The 14,692-nt window shown below is 70.5% G+C and carries 12 protein-coding genes; 4 read left to right on the forward strand and 8 right to left on the reverse strand.

Translation table 11 applies throughout. From position 1 onward, the window contains the following. Nucleotides 1-59 precede the first annotated feature (59 nt). Complete coding sequence (locus DV20_RS19030; RefSeq protein WP_043782075.1) at nucleotides 60-434, forward strand: MarR family winged helix-turn-helix transcriptional regulator; 375 nt, start codon at nucleotides 60-62, stop codon at nucleotides 432-434. On the opposite strand, the gene DV20_RS19035 is transcribed toward DV20_RS19030, so the two are convergent. From DV20_RS19035 to DV20_RS19060, 6 genes are all read right to left on the reverse strand, one after another. After that, nucleotides 431-1,729, reverse strand: a complete 1,299-nt coding sequence (locus DV20_RS19035; protein ID WP_043782076.1) for a S1C family serine protease — start codon at nucleotides 1,727-1,729, stop codon at nucleotides 431-433. The genes DV20_RS19030 and DV20_RS19035 overlap by 4 nt on opposite strands. A gap of 133 nt (nucleotides 1,730-1,862) precedes the next feature. Next, the gene (locus DV20_RS19040) at nucleotides 1,863-4,298 is read right to left on the reverse strand and encodes a GcvT family protein (protein ID WP_043782078.1); all 2,436 of its coding nucleotides are present in this window, start codon (nucleotides 4,296-4,298) and stop codon (nucleotides 1,863-1,865) included. Between the two features lie 62 nt (nucleotides 4,299-4,360). After that, nucleotides 4,361-4,840: a sarcosine oxidase subunit gamma gene (locus tag DV20_RS19045; protein WP_043782079.1), complete on the reverse strand. Its 480-nt coding sequence runs from the start codon at nucleotides 4,838-4,840 to the stop codon at nucleotides 4,361-4,363. Then, a complete protein-coding gene (locus DV20_RS19050) occupies nucleotides 4,830-7,367 on the reverse strand; it encodes a 2Fe-2S iron-sulfur cluster-binding protein (RefSeq protein ID WP_043782081.1) in 2,538 nt (845 codons plus the stop codon). Before DV20_RS19050 ends, DV20_RS19045 begins: the two co-directional genes overlap by 11 nt. Then, the gene (locus DV20_RS19055; protein WP_043782082.1) at nucleotides 7,364-7,642 is read right to left on the reverse strand and encodes a sarcosine oxidase subunit delta; all 279 of its coding nucleotides are present in this window, start codon (nucleotides 7,640-7,642) and stop codon (nucleotides 7,364-7,366) included. Before DV20_RS19055 ends, DV20_RS19050 begins: the two co-directional genes overlap by 4 nt. Before the next feature lie 10 nt (nucleotides 7,643-7,652). Continuing rightward, nucleotides 7,653-8,864, reverse strand: a complete 1,212-nt coding sequence (locus DV20_RS19060) for a sarcosine oxidase subunit beta family protein (RefSeq protein WP_043782083.1) — start codon at nucleotides 8,862-8,864, stop codon at nucleotides 7,653-7,655. A 62-nt stretch (nucleotides 8,865-8,926) separates the two neighbouring features. Between DV20_RS19060 and DV20_RS19065 the strand changes: the two genes are divergently transcribed. Then, nucleotides 8,927-9,574, forward strand: coding sequence for a GntR family transcriptional regulator (locus tag DV20_RS19065; protein WP_043782085.1), 648 nt, complete (start codon nucleotides 8,927-8,929; stop codon nucleotides 9,572-9,574). On the opposite strand, the gene DV20_RS19070 is transcribed toward DV20_RS19065, so the two are convergent. Together DV20_RS19070 and DV20_RS19075 are read right to left on the reverse strand one after the other, a co-directional pair. Then, nucleotides 9,571-10,689, reverse strand: coding sequence for an aromatic ring-hydroxylating oxygenase subunit alpha (locus DV20_RS19070; protein ID WP_043782086.1), 1,119 nt, complete (start codon nucleotides 10,687-10,689; stop codon nucleotides 9,571-9,573). The two genes, DV20_RS19065 and DV20_RS19070, sit on opposite strands and share 4 nt — an antisense overlap. Before the next feature lie 238 nt (nucleotides 10,690-10,927). Further along, nucleotides 10,928-11,521, reverse strand: coding sequence for a TetR/AcrR family transcriptional regulator (locus DV20_RS19075; protein WP_043782087.1), 594 nt, complete (start codon nucleotides 11,519-11,521; stop codon nucleotides 10,928-10,930). 93 nt (nucleotides 11,522-11,614) lie between these two features. On the opposite strand from DV20_RS19075, the gene DV20_RS19080 reads away from it, so the two are divergent. Next, nucleotides 11,615-13,081, forward strand: coding sequence for an aldehyde dehydrogenase family protein (locus tag DV20_RS19080; RefSeq protein ID WP_043782089.1), 1,467 nt, complete (start codon nucleotides 11,615-11,617; stop codon nucleotides 13,079-13,081). 33 nt (nucleotides 13,082-13,114) lie between these two features. Then, complete coding sequence (locus tag DV20_RS19085; protein ID WP_043782091.1) at nucleotides 13,115-14,683, forward strand: amino acid permease; 1,569 nt, start codon at nucleotides 13,115-13,117, stop codon at nucleotides 14,681-14,683. Nucleotides 14,684-14,692: the final 9 nt, after the last annotated feature.

A 14,692-nucleotide genomic window follows, 5' to 3' on the forward strand; every position in this document is an offset into this window, starting at 1 on the left:
TAATGTCCAAGCATTTAATGAGTTTGCATCTGATGTCCGTGCATGCTAAGTTGGTCGCCGTGAGCGACGTCGCCGAGCAGGAACTGGTCCAGGAGTGGCACGAGCTGCTGGCCCGCTACTCGGCCGTGTTCAGCAAGCTCGAGTGCCGGCTGCAGGAGCGCCACGGCATCGGCGCGAACGAGTTCGAGGCCCTGGAACGGCTCGCGACCTGCGACTTCAAGTGCCGTTCGGCCGACCTGATCAGCACGATCCACCTCAGCCAGAGCGCCACGTCCCGGCTGGTCGCCCGGCTGGAGAAGGAGGGCCTGGTCGAGCGCGCCCTGTGCGAGGTCGACCGGCGCGGCATCTTCGTCACGATCACCGACGCCGGCCGGGAGAAGTACCTCGCGGCCAAGCAGACGCACCGCGAGGTGCTGAAGGAGACCCTGCGCTAACCCACGGGCCCTTCGACGGCCTTGACCCGCAGCTGACGCTGACCGCCGGACGCGCCGGTCACCGTCACCGTCAGCTGGTCACCTGGGTGATGGGTGTCCATGACGTTCGTCAACGCCGTCGCCGAGCCGACCGGCTTGCCGTCGATGGCCGTGATCACGTCGCCGGCCGCGAGGCCCGCCTTCTGCGCCGGCCCGCGCTGGACGACCTCGCGGACCCTGGCCCCGCCCTGGCCGTCGGACACCGAAACCCCGATGAACGCCGTCTTGCCGATGTGGATCTTGTCCGATCCCCGCCCCGCGACGATCTGGTGCGCGATGTCGACGGCCTGGTTGATCGGGATGGCGAAGCCCTGCCCGGCGCCGCCGCTGCGGCGCCCGTTCAGCTGGTAGCCGGTGGACGCGGCGGTGTTGACGCCGATGACCTGGGCGTCCGCGTTGACCAGCGGGCCGCCGGAGTCCCCCGATTCGATGTTCGCCCGGACCTGGATGAGCCCCTCGAGCTGCTCGGACGACCCGCTGGACTCGTCCGAGGCGGTGATCGACTGGTCCAGCGCGGTCACCGTGCCCGGCGCGGGCACCGGGTCGCCGCCGCGGCCGCCGGCGTTGCCGAGGCCGAGGACCTGGTCGCCGACCTTGGTCGCCGACGAGTCGCCGATGGTCGCGGCCGGCAGCCCGGACGCGCCCCGCAGCCGCAGCACCGCGATGTCCTCGGCGCGGTCGTAGCCGACGACTTCGGCCTGGTAGGTGTCGCCGGTGCCGATGCTGGTGACCTTGATGCCGGTCGCGCCGGCGACGACGTGGTTGTTGGTCAGCACCTCGCCGTCGGGGGTGAGCACGATGCCCGTGCCCGCCGCCGCCGCGCCCTGCAGGCCGAGCTCGGTGTTGATGTTCACGATGGCCGGGTTGACCTTGGCCGACACGGCGTCGACGTCGAGCACCGTCCGCGACGCGCTCGGCTGCCCGGAGAAGCCGAAGTTCTGGTTGCCCGCGGTCGGCGTGTACGCCCCGGAGATCAGCTGCCCGATGCCGAGCCCGGCGACCACGGCCAGCGCGATCGCGACGACCGCGACGGTCAGCGCGCGCAGCGGGTGCCGCCGTCGCGGCGGCGGCTGGTAGGCGGGCGGCGGCGGCGGGTAGGCGTAGATGGGTTGCGTGTACGGCCGTCCCCACTGGTCATGGGGCTGGTACTGCTGCGGGTAGCCGTTCTCGCCGTAGAACTCGGGCGGGTACCCGCCGTCGCCGTAGCCGTACGGGTACTCGCCGCCGCCTGGGCGTCCTCGGTCGTACTCGCTCATGCACAGCTCCAGCTCTCGACAAGCCTCCGGCCCTCCCAGGAAACGCCCCGTTCCTGAGAATTTCCTTGTCCGGTTCCGTGGACTTGCTGTGATTACCCTTCCGAGAGCCGGGGCTACCCGACGTGACCGGCCGTCACCGCCGGATCCGTTCCATGCCGGGGTCGACCAGCGGCTCCGCCGCCACGGTCGCCGCGACCCGGCGGCCGAAGTACTCGATTTCCACGCCGCTGCCGATCTCCGCCGACGCCGGGAGCCACGCGTAGGCGATCGGACGCCCCACGGTGTACCCGTACGCGGCACTCGTCACGTACCCCGAAGCCACGCCGGCCACGAACACCGGTTCCTTGCCCAGCACGACCGTGCGGCCGTCGTCGATCGTCAGGCACCGCAGCCGCCGCGCCGCCGTCTCCTCGCTCCGGCCTTCGATCGCGTCCCGCCCGAGGAAGTCACCCTTCGCGGGACGCACGGCGAACGCCAGCCCGGCCTCGTACGGGTCGTGCTCGGTGGTCATGTCGGTGCCCCACAGCCGGTAACCCTTCTCCAGCCGCAGGCTGTTGAACGCCGCCCGCCCGGCCGCGATGACGCCGAGCGGCTGCCCGGCCGCCCACAGCGCCTCCCACAGGCGCAGGCCGTTGTCCGCGCTCGTGTAGACCTCCCAGCCGAGTTCGCCCACATAGGACAGTCGCATCGCGACCACCGGCACCCCGGCGATCCGTGCGTTCCGCGCCCGGAAGTACTTCAGGCCGGCGTGCGAAAAGTCCTCGCGCGACAGCGGCTGCACCAGCTCGCGCGCGAGCGGGCCCCAGACGCCGATGCAGCACGTCCCGCCGGTGATGTCCCGGACCCGCACCCCGGGCGGCGCGTGCTTGACGAAGTGGTCGACGTCGATGTTCCCGTTGATCCCGGCCTGGAACACCTCGGGCTCGAGCCGCGCGACCGTGACGTCGCTGCGGATGCCGCCCGCGGCGTCGAGCATCAGCGTGTACGTCACCGAACCCACGGACTTGTCCAGCTGGTTCGTCGTCAGCGACTGCAGGAACTCCAGGGACCCCGGCCCGCTGATCTCCACGCGCTTCAACGGCGTCATGTCGTACAGGGCGACGCCGTTGCGCGTGTGCCACGCCTCGGCCGCCGCGATCGGCGAGTGGAACTGCGCCGACCACGCGTCCCGCGCCGGTGGCAGCCAGTCGTGGGGCAGCCGTTCGAGCAGCGGCGCGTTGGCTTCGAACCAGTGCGGCCGCTCCCAGCCGCCTGACTCCAGGAAGACCGCGCCCAGCTCGCGCTGCCGCGCGTGGAACGGCGTCACCCGCAGGTCACGCGGGGACAGCTTGGGCTGCAGCGGGTGCAGGATGTCATAGACCTCGACGAAGTTCTGCTGGGCCGTCTCGCTCACGTACGAGGGCGCCAGCTGGACCTCCTCGAAGCGGTGCACGTCGATGTCGTGGGTGTCCACTTCGGAGTGCCCCTCGACGAGCAGCTGGGCGACGGCCTTCGCGATGCCCGCGGAGTGCGTCACCCAGATCGCCTCGGCCAGCCAGAACCCGCGGACGTCGGCCGACTCCCCGACCAGCGACTGTCCGTCCGGGGTGAAGGAGAAGATGCCGTTGAAGCCCTCCTCGACCTTCGTGTGCCGCAGGGCGGGCAGCAGCAGCTTGCTCTCCTCCCACGACGGCGCGAAGTCGTCCTCGGTGAAGGGCAGCATGGACGGCATGGCCGTCCCGGTCACCGCCGGATCCAGAGTGGACTCGTCGACCGGCATCGGCCGGTGCGCGTAGGAGCCGATGCCGAGCCGGTCGACGTGCTCGCGGAAGTAGAGGTCCCGGTCTTGGTGGCGCAGGATCGGCAGGCTCGCCTCGGCCTCCTCGGTGTTGCGGCCGGCGAGCTCCGCGACCTGCCCGGTCTTGGCGTACTGGTGGGCCAGCGGCAGCAGCGGGACGTCCATACCCGCCATCGCGCCGATCTCGCGGCCCCAGAACCCGGCGCACGAGACGACGACGTCGGCCGGGAAATCGCCCTGGCCGGTCCGGACGCCGGTGACGCGCCCGCCGTCCTGGAGCACGTCGATGACCCGGGTCGACCCGATGAACTTCGCGCCGCGCTCACCGGCCCGGGCCGCCAGCACCTCGACGGCCTTGGCGGCTCGCGCGAGCCCGTCGGTCGGGACGTGCAGCGCGCCGAAGATCCTCGACCCGTCCAGGAGCGGCCAGCGGCGGACGCACTCGCCGGCGTCGATCAGCTGCCCGGGCACGCCCCACGACGTCGCCCAGCCGTGCTTGCGCTTGAGGTCCTCCCAGCGGGCCGGCGTCGTCGCGACCTCCATGCCGCCGACCTGCAGGAAGCAGTCCAGGGCCCGCAGTTTCTCGACCGTGTAGCGGGCGAAGTCCGTCATCGCCTTGGACGCGTTGGTCTGGAAGACCAGGCCGGGCGCGTGCGAGGTGGACCCGCCGGTGCGCGGCAGCGGGCCCCGGTCGAGCACGGTGACGTCGGTCCAGCCGCGGGCGGTCAGCTCGTCGGCGAGGTTCGCGCCGACGATGCCGGCGCCGATGATCACGACCTTCGGTGCACTCATGGCGGAACTCCTTCTACCGGAGGACAACAGCGCTGTTGCCGTTGAGCAGGACGCGGCGTGGGTCACGAGACGTACTCCAGACTCGCGTCGGCCAGCCAGGCGCGGAAGTAGTCCGAAAAGGACTGCCGCACGAGGATCGTGAAGCCCTCGTCCCGGACCATCAGCACGATCCCCGTCCGCGCGCACAGCGTCTGCACGCACGTACCCGGCCGCGACACCTCCAGGTCGATCGAGCACCCGTGCGCCAGCACGTCGGCCGCGTGCTCCCCGCTGAGCCGCACGACATTCCGCTGCGCCGACACATCCACCACCGCCAGAACGCCACTTTCACGTGAAAGTGCCGCCTCCAGGTCGCCACTTTCACGTGAAAGTGGCGGGCCGAGGACGAGGAATTCGTCCGGGCCCATCCAGAGGATGTCGACGCCGTTGCCGCTGGTGAAGGTGCACGGGCCGGGCAGGGGGACGCCGAGGAGCGTGTCGCCCTGCCGGAGGCGGACGGTGAGCTGGGTGCGGAACGGTTCGCCGACCGCGTCAACCGTCACGGCGGGCTCCTTCCTTGTCGAAGAGCACGGATTCGGTCACGGTCACCGGCACCACCTGGTCGCCGACCGGCACGTACAGCGTCTCGCCGATCCGCTCGCGGCCCGAGCGCACCAGGGCCAGCGCGAACGTCCGGCCGAGGGCGGCGCTGTCGTAGCTGGAGGTGACGTGGCCGAGCATCCGCACCGGCGGTTCCGGCACGGTCTCCGATTCGATGATCTGCGACCCCTCCGGCAGCAGCACGGACGGATCGGCCGGGAGCAACCCGACCAGGTGCTTGCGGTCCGGCCGGTTGTTCTCGGCGCGGGCGAAGCTGCGTTTGCCGATGAAGTCGGCCTTCTTCTTCGACACCGCCCAGGCCATGCCGAGGTCCTGTGGGGTGACCGTGCCGTCGGTGTCCTGGCCGATGATCGGGTAGCCCTTCTCCGCGCGCAGGACGTGCATGGTCTCGGTGCCGTACGGCGTGGCGCCTTGGTCCACTACGGCCTGCCACAGCGCGGGACCGTGCCACGACCGGACGTTGATCTCGTAGGCCAGCTCGCCGGAGAAGCTGATCCGGCAGACCCGCGCCGGGATGCCGGCGACCTCGGCGTCCTGCCAGGTCATGAACCCGAAGGCGGCGTTCGAGACGTCGAGCTCCGGCGCCAGGCGGCCGAGGACTTCCCGCGAACGCGGCCCCACCAGCGGAATCGTGGCCCAGTGCTCGGTGACCGACGTCGCGAAGACGTCGAGGTGCGGCCACTCCGTCTGCAGCCACTCCTCCATCCAGTCGAGGACCTTCGCCGCGTTGCCGGTCGTGGTGGTGACCAGGAACCGGTTCTCGGCGACCCGGATGACCGTGCCGTCGTCGAGCACCATCCCGTCGACCCCGCACAGCACGCCATAGCGGATGCGGCCGACGCGCAGGGTGCTCATCACGTTCGTGTAGAGCATGTCCAGGAACCAGCCGGCGTCCGCGCCTTGGACGTCGATCTTGCCCAGCGTGGACCCGTCCATCAGCGCGACGTCCTCGCGCGCCGCGCGGCATTCGCGCCGGACGGCGTCGCGCATCGACTCGCCCGGCCGCGGGTAGTACCACGGCCGCTTCCACTGGCCGACGTTCTCGAACACGGCGCCGTGCTCGACGTGCCACGGGTGGATCGTCGTGACGCGCACCGGATCGTGCAGCTCACCGCGGTTGCGCCCGGCCAGCGCGGCGAAGGAGACCGGCGTGTACGGCGGGCGGAACGTCGTCGGCCGCCGGTCGGCGAGGTCGACGCCCAGCGCCTCGGCGGTGATGCCGGCGGCGAGCATGCCGGACGTCTTGCCCTGGTCGTGCGCGGTGCCGATGGTGGTGTACCGCTTGACGTGCTCCAGCGAGCGCAGCCCGGCGCCGGTGGCGCGCAGGATGTCGGACACGGTCGCGTCGCGCTGCTGGTCCACGAACCGGGTGTCCACTTCGGACTTCGGCGCGGGCACCTGCCAGAGCACTTTGGTCTCGGGCAGTCCTTCCCCGGCGGCCGTGCCCACGACGGTCACGTCCGGTAGGTCACCGGCCGGGACGTACGCGCCGAGTTCCGGCGCGTACCGGAGGGTGCCGCGGGCCTGGCTGTAGAGGTGCACAACCGGGTTCCAGCCGCCGGACACGAGCAGCAGGTCGCACTCGACGCGCTCTCCCCGCGTCTCCCCCAGTTTCGCCACGTGAGCGGCCGTGATGTGGGCGTCGCCGTCGGTGCCGATGATGCCGTAGCCCGCGCGAGCGTCCGCGATCCGCACGATCTCGGCGCCGGCCGCGGCCAGCTCGGAGGCGGCGTCGTACGCGGAGTCGTTGGTGGTGAACACGACCACGCGCCGCCCGGCGAGCACGCCGTACCGGTTCAGGTAGGTGCGTGCGGCGGAGGCGAGCATGATGCCGGGGCGGTCGTTGTCCGGGAAGACGATCGGCCGCTCGTGGGCGCCGGTGGCGATGACGATCCGCTGGGCCCGGATCCGCCAGACCCGCTGGCGCGAGATGCGTTCGGGAGCCGCGGGCTCGCCCCGGCGTTCCAGGGCCAGCACGAAACCGTCGTCGTAGACGCCGAACGCCGTCGTGCGCGAGAGGAACCGGACCCCTTCGGGTGCCACGCCGTCCGGCTGGTCGTCGACGAGGAGCACGCGCCCTTCCGCGGCGGCGGCGGCCGCGCGGCCCGCCGGTCCGGCGCCGATGACGAGGACATCGCAGTGGGCGTGCTTCGCGTCGTACCGCGCCGGGTCGGGCTCGGTGGCGAGCCGGCCTCGACCGCGCAGGCCCCGCGCGACCAGGCCGTCGTACAGCTCGACGGTCGTCGCGCTCAGCATCGGCTCGGGGAACGGCTTTTCGATCTGCACCAGGGCGTTCGAATCCTCGACACCGGCCCCGAAGATGCCGCGGGGCCGGCCGTGGGTGCTGCTGGTCGCGACCCGGTGGATGCCGTTGGCCAGCAACGCGGAAGCCAGGGTGTCCCCGAGGAAACCGGTCAGCTCGCGGCCGTCGAAGGTGAACTTGAGCGGGACGCCGGAGAGCCGGGTCACGGGATCACCGGCTTCGGCTCGTCGAGGCGGTAGACCGCCAGGAGGTCGTGGGTCCGGGTGTCGCGGACGGCGTTGAACCACCGGCGGCAGCCCGCGGAATGGCTCCACCGCTCGGCATGAGGCCCGCTCGGGTTCTCGCGGAAGAACACGAACTTCGCCCACTCCTCGTCGGACAGCGCCGCCGGATCCGCGGGGTAGGCGAGGTGCGCCTGGCCGCCGTAGTGGAACTCGGCTTCCTCGCGTGGCCCGCACCACGGGCAGGGGATCAGTTGCATCGGACTGCTCCTAGTGGGCCACGGCGGCGGCGCCGTGCTCGTCGACGAGGGCACCGGTGGTGAACCGGTCGAGGGTGAAGGGCTCGGCGTACTCGTGCGGCTTACCCCGCGCGATGGTCTGCGCGAAGACGTCGCCGACGCCGGGCGTGGCCTTGAAACCGCCGGTGCCCCACCCGCAGTTGAGGAACAGGTTCTCCACCGGGGTCAGGCCGATGATCGGCGACGCGTCCGGGCTGGTGTCGACGATCCCGGCCCAGGTCCGCAGCAGGTGCGCCCGCGCGAACACCGGGAACAGCTCCAGCGCGGCCGCCATCTGCTGTTCGATGATGTGGAACGAGCCGCGCTGGCCGTAGCCGTGGTAGCTGTCGATGCCCGCGCCCATCACGAGCTCGCCCTTGTGCGCCTGGGAGACGTAGACGTGCACGGCGTTCGACATCACGACCGTCGGGTGGATCGGTTCGAGCAGCTCCGACACCAGCGCCTGCAGCGGGTGCGACGTCAGCGGCAGGTCCAGGCCCACCATCCGGGCGAGGACCGACGTGTGCCCGGCCGCGCACAGCGCCACCTTGCCGGCGGCGATCCGGCCTCGCGACGTCTCGACGCCGGTGACCCGGCCGTCCACTGTGGAGATTCCGGTGACCTCGCAGTTCTGGATCAGGTCGACGCCCATTTCGTGCGCCGCGCGGGCGAACCCCCAAGCGACGTAGTCGTGCTTCGCGATGCCGGCGCGTGGCTGGAAGGTCGCGCCGAGCACCGGGTAGCGGACGTCCGGCGAGGTGTTGACGATCGGGCAGATCTCCTTGACGCCGTCGGCGTCCACCCATTCGGCGTCGATGCCGTTGAGCTTGTTCGCTTCGACGCGGCGGACGCTGTCGCGCACGTCCTGCGGGCTGTGCGCCAGGTTGAGCACCCCGCGCTGGCTGAACAGGATCGGGTAGCCGAGGTCCTCTTCGAGGCCTTCCCACAGCTTGAGGGAGTGCTCGTAGATGCCGGAGCTTTCGTCCCAGAGGTAGTTGGAGCGGATGATCGTGGTGTTGCGGGCCATGTTCCCGCCGGCGAGCCAGCCCTTCTCCAGCACGGCGACTCCTCCGACGCCCTGCTTGGCCAGGTAGTAGGCGGTGGCGAGGCCGTGCCCGCCGCCGCCGACGACGATCACGTCGTAGGCCTTCTTCGGCTCGGGGTTGTCCCAGAGGAAGTCCGGGTGCTCCGGCAGGTCGGTCATCGGGCTTCCTCCGAGGACTGGTCGACTTCTGATATATCAATCGTCGATGTAGACTAAGCGGCGTGCATCCCCAGGTCAATCCCCCTTCGCTGGCGGAACAGGCGTACCGGTTCATCCGCGATCGCCTGGTCATGCTGGACATCCCGCCGGGCTCCCCCCTCAACGAGGAGGAGCTCGGCACCGCGCTCGGCATGGGCCGGACCCCGATCCGCGAGGCGCTGAAACGGCTGGAGTCCGAACGCCTGGTCGTCGCCTACCCGCGGCGCGGGACGTTCGCCACCGACGTCAACATCTCCGACCTCGCGCACATCTCCGAGGTCCGGCGCACGCTGGAGCCGATGGCGACGGCCGCCGCGGCTTCGCGCGCGACCGCGGCCGACCGGACGACCCTGACCGAGCTGCGCGCGCAGCTCGACGCCGGCGTCCCGGGCGGCGACAACGCCGAGCTGCTGCGCACCGACCTCGCCCTGCACCGGGCGATCTACCGGTGCGTGCACAACCCGTTCCTCGAGGACACGCTGATCCGGTACGACAACCTGGCGACCCGGATCTGGTGCGTGTTCGTGCCCCGGCTGCCCGGGATGGCCGGCCACGTCGACGAGCACGTCCCGCTCCTCACCGCGATCATCGAGGGTGACGCCGAGAAGGCGGCCGCGTTGACGCATGCGCACGTCACCGGGTTCGAGGCCGCCATCCGGGCGCTGATCTAAGCCAGCTTCGCCCGGACCCAGTCGTGGAAGGCGCCGATGTGGTGCTCGCTGGGCACGAGCACGCCGCCTCCTGTGTACGAGCGCGAGTCCATCGACAGCTGGCAGCGTTCGCAGGCTTCGAAGTCCTGCAGGTTGACGCGGTGGAACAGCTCGACCGAGCGGGAGAGGTCCTGGCCGGATTCGACGACTTCGGGCAGGTAGAGCCAGTCGCAGCGGACCAGCGTCCGGTCCGGGGCCAGCGGGAACATCCGGTGCAGGATCACGTGGTCCGGGACCAGGTTGACGAAGACGCCCGGTTTGATGGTGATCGCGTAGTACTTGCGGTCCTGGGCCTCGGTGATGCCGGGGAGGCGGTCGACGCCCTCGCCGCCGTCGACGGTGAAGCCCTTGATGTCCCCGCCGAACTCGGCGCCGTGGCCGACGTAGTACTGCGCCGCGTAGCCGCCGGCGAACTCCGGGAGGACCTCGGTGAGCTCCGGGTGGATCGTGGCGCAGTGGTAGCACTCCATGAAGTTCTCGATGATCTGCTTCCAGTTCGCCTTCACGTCGTACTCGATGCGCTTGCCCAGGGCGAGGCCGTCGATGCCGTAGGCGTCGATCTCGGCCGGCCCGCCGAGCCGTTCGGTGACGGCCCCGATGACGGTCTCGTCGAACGACGGCGGCTCGTCGGCCAGGCAGACCCAGGCGTAGCCGAGCCATTCACGCAGGTGGAGCTTCGTCAGGCCGAACTCGGTGCGGTCGACGTCCGGCATCCCGGTGAGGTTCGGGGCGGCGACGAGCTTGCCGTCGAGACCGTAGGTCCAGGCGTGGTACGGGCACTGGAAGGCGCGCTTGACCGTGCCGCTTCCGGACGTGCACAGCCGGGCACCGCGGTGGCGGCAGACGTTGAGGAAGGCGTTCAGCTTCCCGCTCCGGCCCCGCGAGACGAGCACGCTTTCCTTGCCGATCTGAACGGTCTCGAACGCCCCGGGCCCGGCGAGGTCCGCGCTGCGCACGGCGCAGAACCAGTCCGCCTCGAAGATCTTCGCCTGCTCCAGCGCGAAGACCGCCGGATCGGTGTAGGAGCGGCCGGGCAACGTGGCGAGCAGGCTCGGCGGCAGGTCGGTAGTGGTCACCGGCGTGGTCCTCTCCGCGGATCAGGACGGGAGTAGTTGCGCAGAACGCGTCTAGTTGCTCATTCCGCACCAGCGTGACGTCCGCCCCACCCCCTGTCAACCCACGGATTCCCCATGCTCGCCACGGGTTTCACCCACACGGCGGGACGGAACCCGTAACCGGCGTGATCAAAACCCGCACTCGCGTGATTGGGGCCGTAACTCGCGAGTTACGGCCCCAATCACGCGAGTTACGTCTTCAATCACGCGAGCGCGGAGTTTCCGGACCGTGGATGGCTCGGCGGAAGAGGGTTTCGATCTCGTCGCGGGTGGGGCGGGGGTCGGCCAGGGCGGCCTGCATCAGGAGGCCGCAGAACAGGCCGGCCAGGAGACGGCCGGTGAGGGGGTCGGTGCGGGAGCCGAAGAACGCGATCAGCGCGTCGTCCCAGGCCGCGCTCGCCTTGCGCAGGGCCGGGCGGTGCAGGGCCGCGACGTACAGGTCGTACTCGACGACCGTGTCGCGGTACTGCTCGTGGATGTAGCCCATGACCAGGTCGGCGAGCGCCGCGGCGAAGTCGGCGTCCGGCGGGAGCGCCGACTCCCACTCCTTCAGCGCGTGGACGTTCTTCTCCGCCGCCTCGTGCAGGGCGACCTCCAGGAGGTCGTCCAGCGTCGCGAAGTGGTAGGTCGTCGAGCCGAGGGGGACGCCCGCCGCAGCCGCCACCGACCGGTGCGTGACGCCGTCGATCCCCCGCTGTGCGACCACCTCGATCGCCGCTTTGGCGATCCGCGCCCGCCGCTCGGGGTCGTTCGGACCGCGGCGCCGCGGCGCGCCGGGTGCGCTCTTCGCCATCGAGCCCCCTTGTGGACATCTGTACACACTTCGCGTACAAATGTACGCACTCCAGCCACCGACCAGCCACTACCGATCCGGGAAGGGCGCGGCGTGAAGGACCTCCACATCGACGGGATCTGGTTGGACGCGGCCACCGGGACGCGCTCCGACGTGCTGAACCCGGCCACCGGCGAGGTCGTGGTGACCGTCGCCGAAGCGGGGAAAGCCGAGGTCGACGCCGCGGTCAGAGCCGCGAGGCGGGCCTTCGACGAGGGCCCGTGGCGCCGCACCACGGCCGGCGAACGCGCCGAGCTCCTCCGCAGGACCGCCGGCCTCCTGGCCCGCGACCGCGAAGAACTCGCCCGCACCGAGAGCCTCGACACGGGCAAGACCCTGGGCGAAGGCCGCATCGACATCGACGATGTGACGAACGTCTTCCGCTACTACGCCGACCTCGCCGGCAAGGACGCCGGACGCCTGGTCGACGCCGGCAGCGCGACCGTCGTCAGCCGGATCGTGCACGAACCGGTCGGCGTCTGCGCGCTCATCGCGCCGTGGAACTACCCCCTGCTCCAGATGTCCTGGAAGGTCGCGCCCGCCCTGGCCGCGGGCAACACCGTGGTGCTCAAGCCGAGCGAGGTCACCCCGCTGACCACGATCAAGCTGGTCGCGCTGCTCGAAGAGGCCGGGGCGCCACCCGGCGTCGTCAACCTGCTGCTCGGCGACGGCCGCGTCGGCGCGGCGATGGTCGAGCACCCGGCCGTCGACCTCGTCTCCTTCACCGGCGGCTACGCGACCGGCGAGAAGATCATGACCGCCGCCGCGAAGGGCGTCCGGCGCGTCGCGCTGGAGCTCGGCGGCAAGAACCCCAACGTGGTCTTCGACGACGCCGACTACGACACGGCGCTCGACTACGCCCTGATGGCGGCGTTCGTCCATTCCGGACAGGTCTGTTCGGCGGGCGCGCGGCTGATCGTCCAAGAGGGCATCCACGACCGGTTCGTCGCGGACCTCGCCGCGCGCGCCGACCGGATCCGCGTCGGCGACCCGCTCGACCCGGCCACCGAAACGGGCGCCCTCGTTTCGGCGGAGCACCGCGCCAAGGTCGAGGCCTACATCGAAAGCGCTCTCGCGGACGGCGCAACGCTGGAAGCAGGCGGCAAGCGACCCGAAGGACCGGAGTACAAAACCGGTTTCTTCCTGCGGCCCACGGTCTTTTCCGGCTGCACCAGGGACATGAGAATCGTCCGGGAAGAGGTCTTCGGCCCGGTCGTCACCGTGGAACGCTTCCGAGAAGAGGCCGACGCGATCGCGCTGGCCAACGACACCGAGTACGGGCTCGCCGGAGCCGTGTGGACGTCGGACGCGTCCCGCGCCCAGCGGGTCGCCGGGGCCCTGCGCCACGGCACCGTGTGGATCAACGACTACCACCCCTACCTGCCCCAGGCGGAGTGGGGCGGGTTCGGCAAGTCGGGCATCGGCCGCGAACTCGGGCCGTCCGGGCTGGCCGAGTACCAGGAGAGCAAGCACATCTACCAGAACATCGATCCCGTTCCGCAGCACTGGTTCAAGGGCTGACTTCCCCTCCCCCACCACGTGAGGACGCACGCGATGACCACTCAGGAAAAACCGGCGGGCGGGGGGCCTGCTGCCGACGACAGCTCCGAACTCGAGAAGTTCGGCTACCGCCAGGAACTCGAGCGCTCGCTCGGCTCGTTCTCCAGCTTCGCCGCCGGGTTCAGCTACATCTCCATCCTGACCGGCGTGTTCCAGCTCTTCTTCTTCGGCTTCGGTTCGGGAGGCCCGGCGTTCATCTGGACGTGGCCGCTGGTCTTCCTCGGCCAGGCCGCCGTCGCCCTGTGCTTCGCCGAGCTCGCGGGCCAGTTCCCGCTCGCCGGCTCGGTCTATCAGTGGGCCAAGCAGATCGCGAAGCCGGCGACGTCGTGGCTGGCCGGCTGGATCATGATCATCGGCGCGATCGTGACCGCGGCGGCCGTCGCGGTCGCCTACCAGATCATCCTGCCGCAGGTCTCGACCGCGTTCCAGATCGTCGGCAGCGACGAAGACGCCGGCCTGACGTCGACGCCCGGCGGCGCGCGGAACGCCATCATCCTGGCCGTGGTGCTGGTGGTCTTCGCCACGATCGTCAACATCATCGGCGTCAAGCTGATGGCCAAGATCAACAACTTCGGCGTCGCGGTCGAACTCGGCGCGAGCATCCTGCTCGTGATCGCGCTGGCCATCCACATCAAGCGCGGCCCCGGCATCGTCTTCGACACCCACGGCACCGGTGCGGGTCACTCGTTCGGGTACCTCGGGGCGTTCCTCGTAGCGTCGCTCATGAGCGCGTACGTCTTCTACGGCTTCGACACCGCGGGCTCGCTGGCCGAGGAAACGACCCACCCGCGGCGGCACGCCCCGCGCGCGATCCTCCGCGCGATCACCGCGGCGTTCGTCGTCGGCGGGCTGATCATGCTGTTCGGCATGATGGCCGTCGGCAACCTGGACGCCGAAGAGCTGAGCACGTCCGGCATGCCGTACCTGCTGAAGAGCACCCTCGGCGAAGGCCTCGGCGACGCGTTCCTGATCTGCTCGGCGATCGCGATCACCGTGTGCTGCCTCGCCGTGCAGACCGCGGCCATCCGGATGACGTGGGCGATGGCCCGCGACGGCCGCCTGCCGTTCAGCAACGCGATGGCGAAGGTGTCGCCGCGGTCGAAGACCCCGGTGCTGCCCGCCCTGCTGACCGGCGGCCTCACCGTCGTCGTGCTGCTGATCAACCTCGGCAACCAGCGGGCGTTCTTCATCCTGACCTCGACGGCGATCATCCTGTTCTACATCCCCTACCTGATGGTCACCGGCCCGATGCTGGTGCGCCGCCTGCGCGGGCACTGGCCACGGCCGGAGCACGGCCCGTACTTCAAGCTGGGCCGCTGGGGCACGCTGGTGAACCTGGTCGCGGTGCTCTACGGCGCCGGCATGACGATCAACCTGATCTGGCCGCGGGCCGCGGTCTACGGCTCCGACCACTGGTACTTCCAGTGGGGGGCGGTGCTCGTCACCGCGCTGATCGTGATCATCGGCGCGACCATGCTCTACGTCCGGCGGCGCACCTGGGGCTCGGCCCACACCAGCCCCGAGCACATGCCCGACACCGCACCGGACACCCTGCCCGGCTGAGGAGGCTCC

It is taken from the genome of Amycolatopsis rifamycinica (assembly GCF_000695625.1).
Lineage (GTDB): Bacteria > Actinomycetota > Actinomycetes > Mycobacteriales > Pseudonocardiaceae > Amycolatopsis > Amycolatopsis rifamycinica.

What these genes read in the sequence shown, in the direction of transcription:
- DV20_RS19085 (WP_043782091.1), top strand. Translation starts at nt 13,115, where the DNA reads ATGACCACTCAGGAAAAACCGGCGGGCGGGGGGCCTGCTGCCGACGAC.
- DV20_RS19040 (WP_043782078.1), bottom strand. Translation starts at nt 4,298, where the DNA reads ATGAGTGCACCGAAGGTCGTGATCATCGGCGCCGGCATCGTCGGCGCG.
- DV20_RS19055 (WP_043782082.1), bottom strand. Translation starts at nt 7,642, where the DNA reads ATGCAACTGATCCCCTGCCCGTGGTGCGGGCCACGCGAGGAAGCCGAG.
- DV20_RS19035 (WP_043782076.1), bottom strand. Translation starts at nt 1,729, where the DNA reads ATGAGCGAGTACGACCGAGGACGCCCAGGCGGCGGCGAGTACCCGTAC.
- DV20_RS19075 (WP_043782087.1), bottom strand. Translation starts at nt 11,521, where the DNA reads ATGGCGAAGAGCGCACCCGGCGCGCCGCGGCGCCGCGGTCCGAACGAC.
- DV20_RS19060 (WP_043782083.1), bottom strand. Translation starts at nt 8,864, where the DNA reads ATGACCGACCTGCCGGAGCACCCGGACTTCCTCTGGGACAACCCCGAG.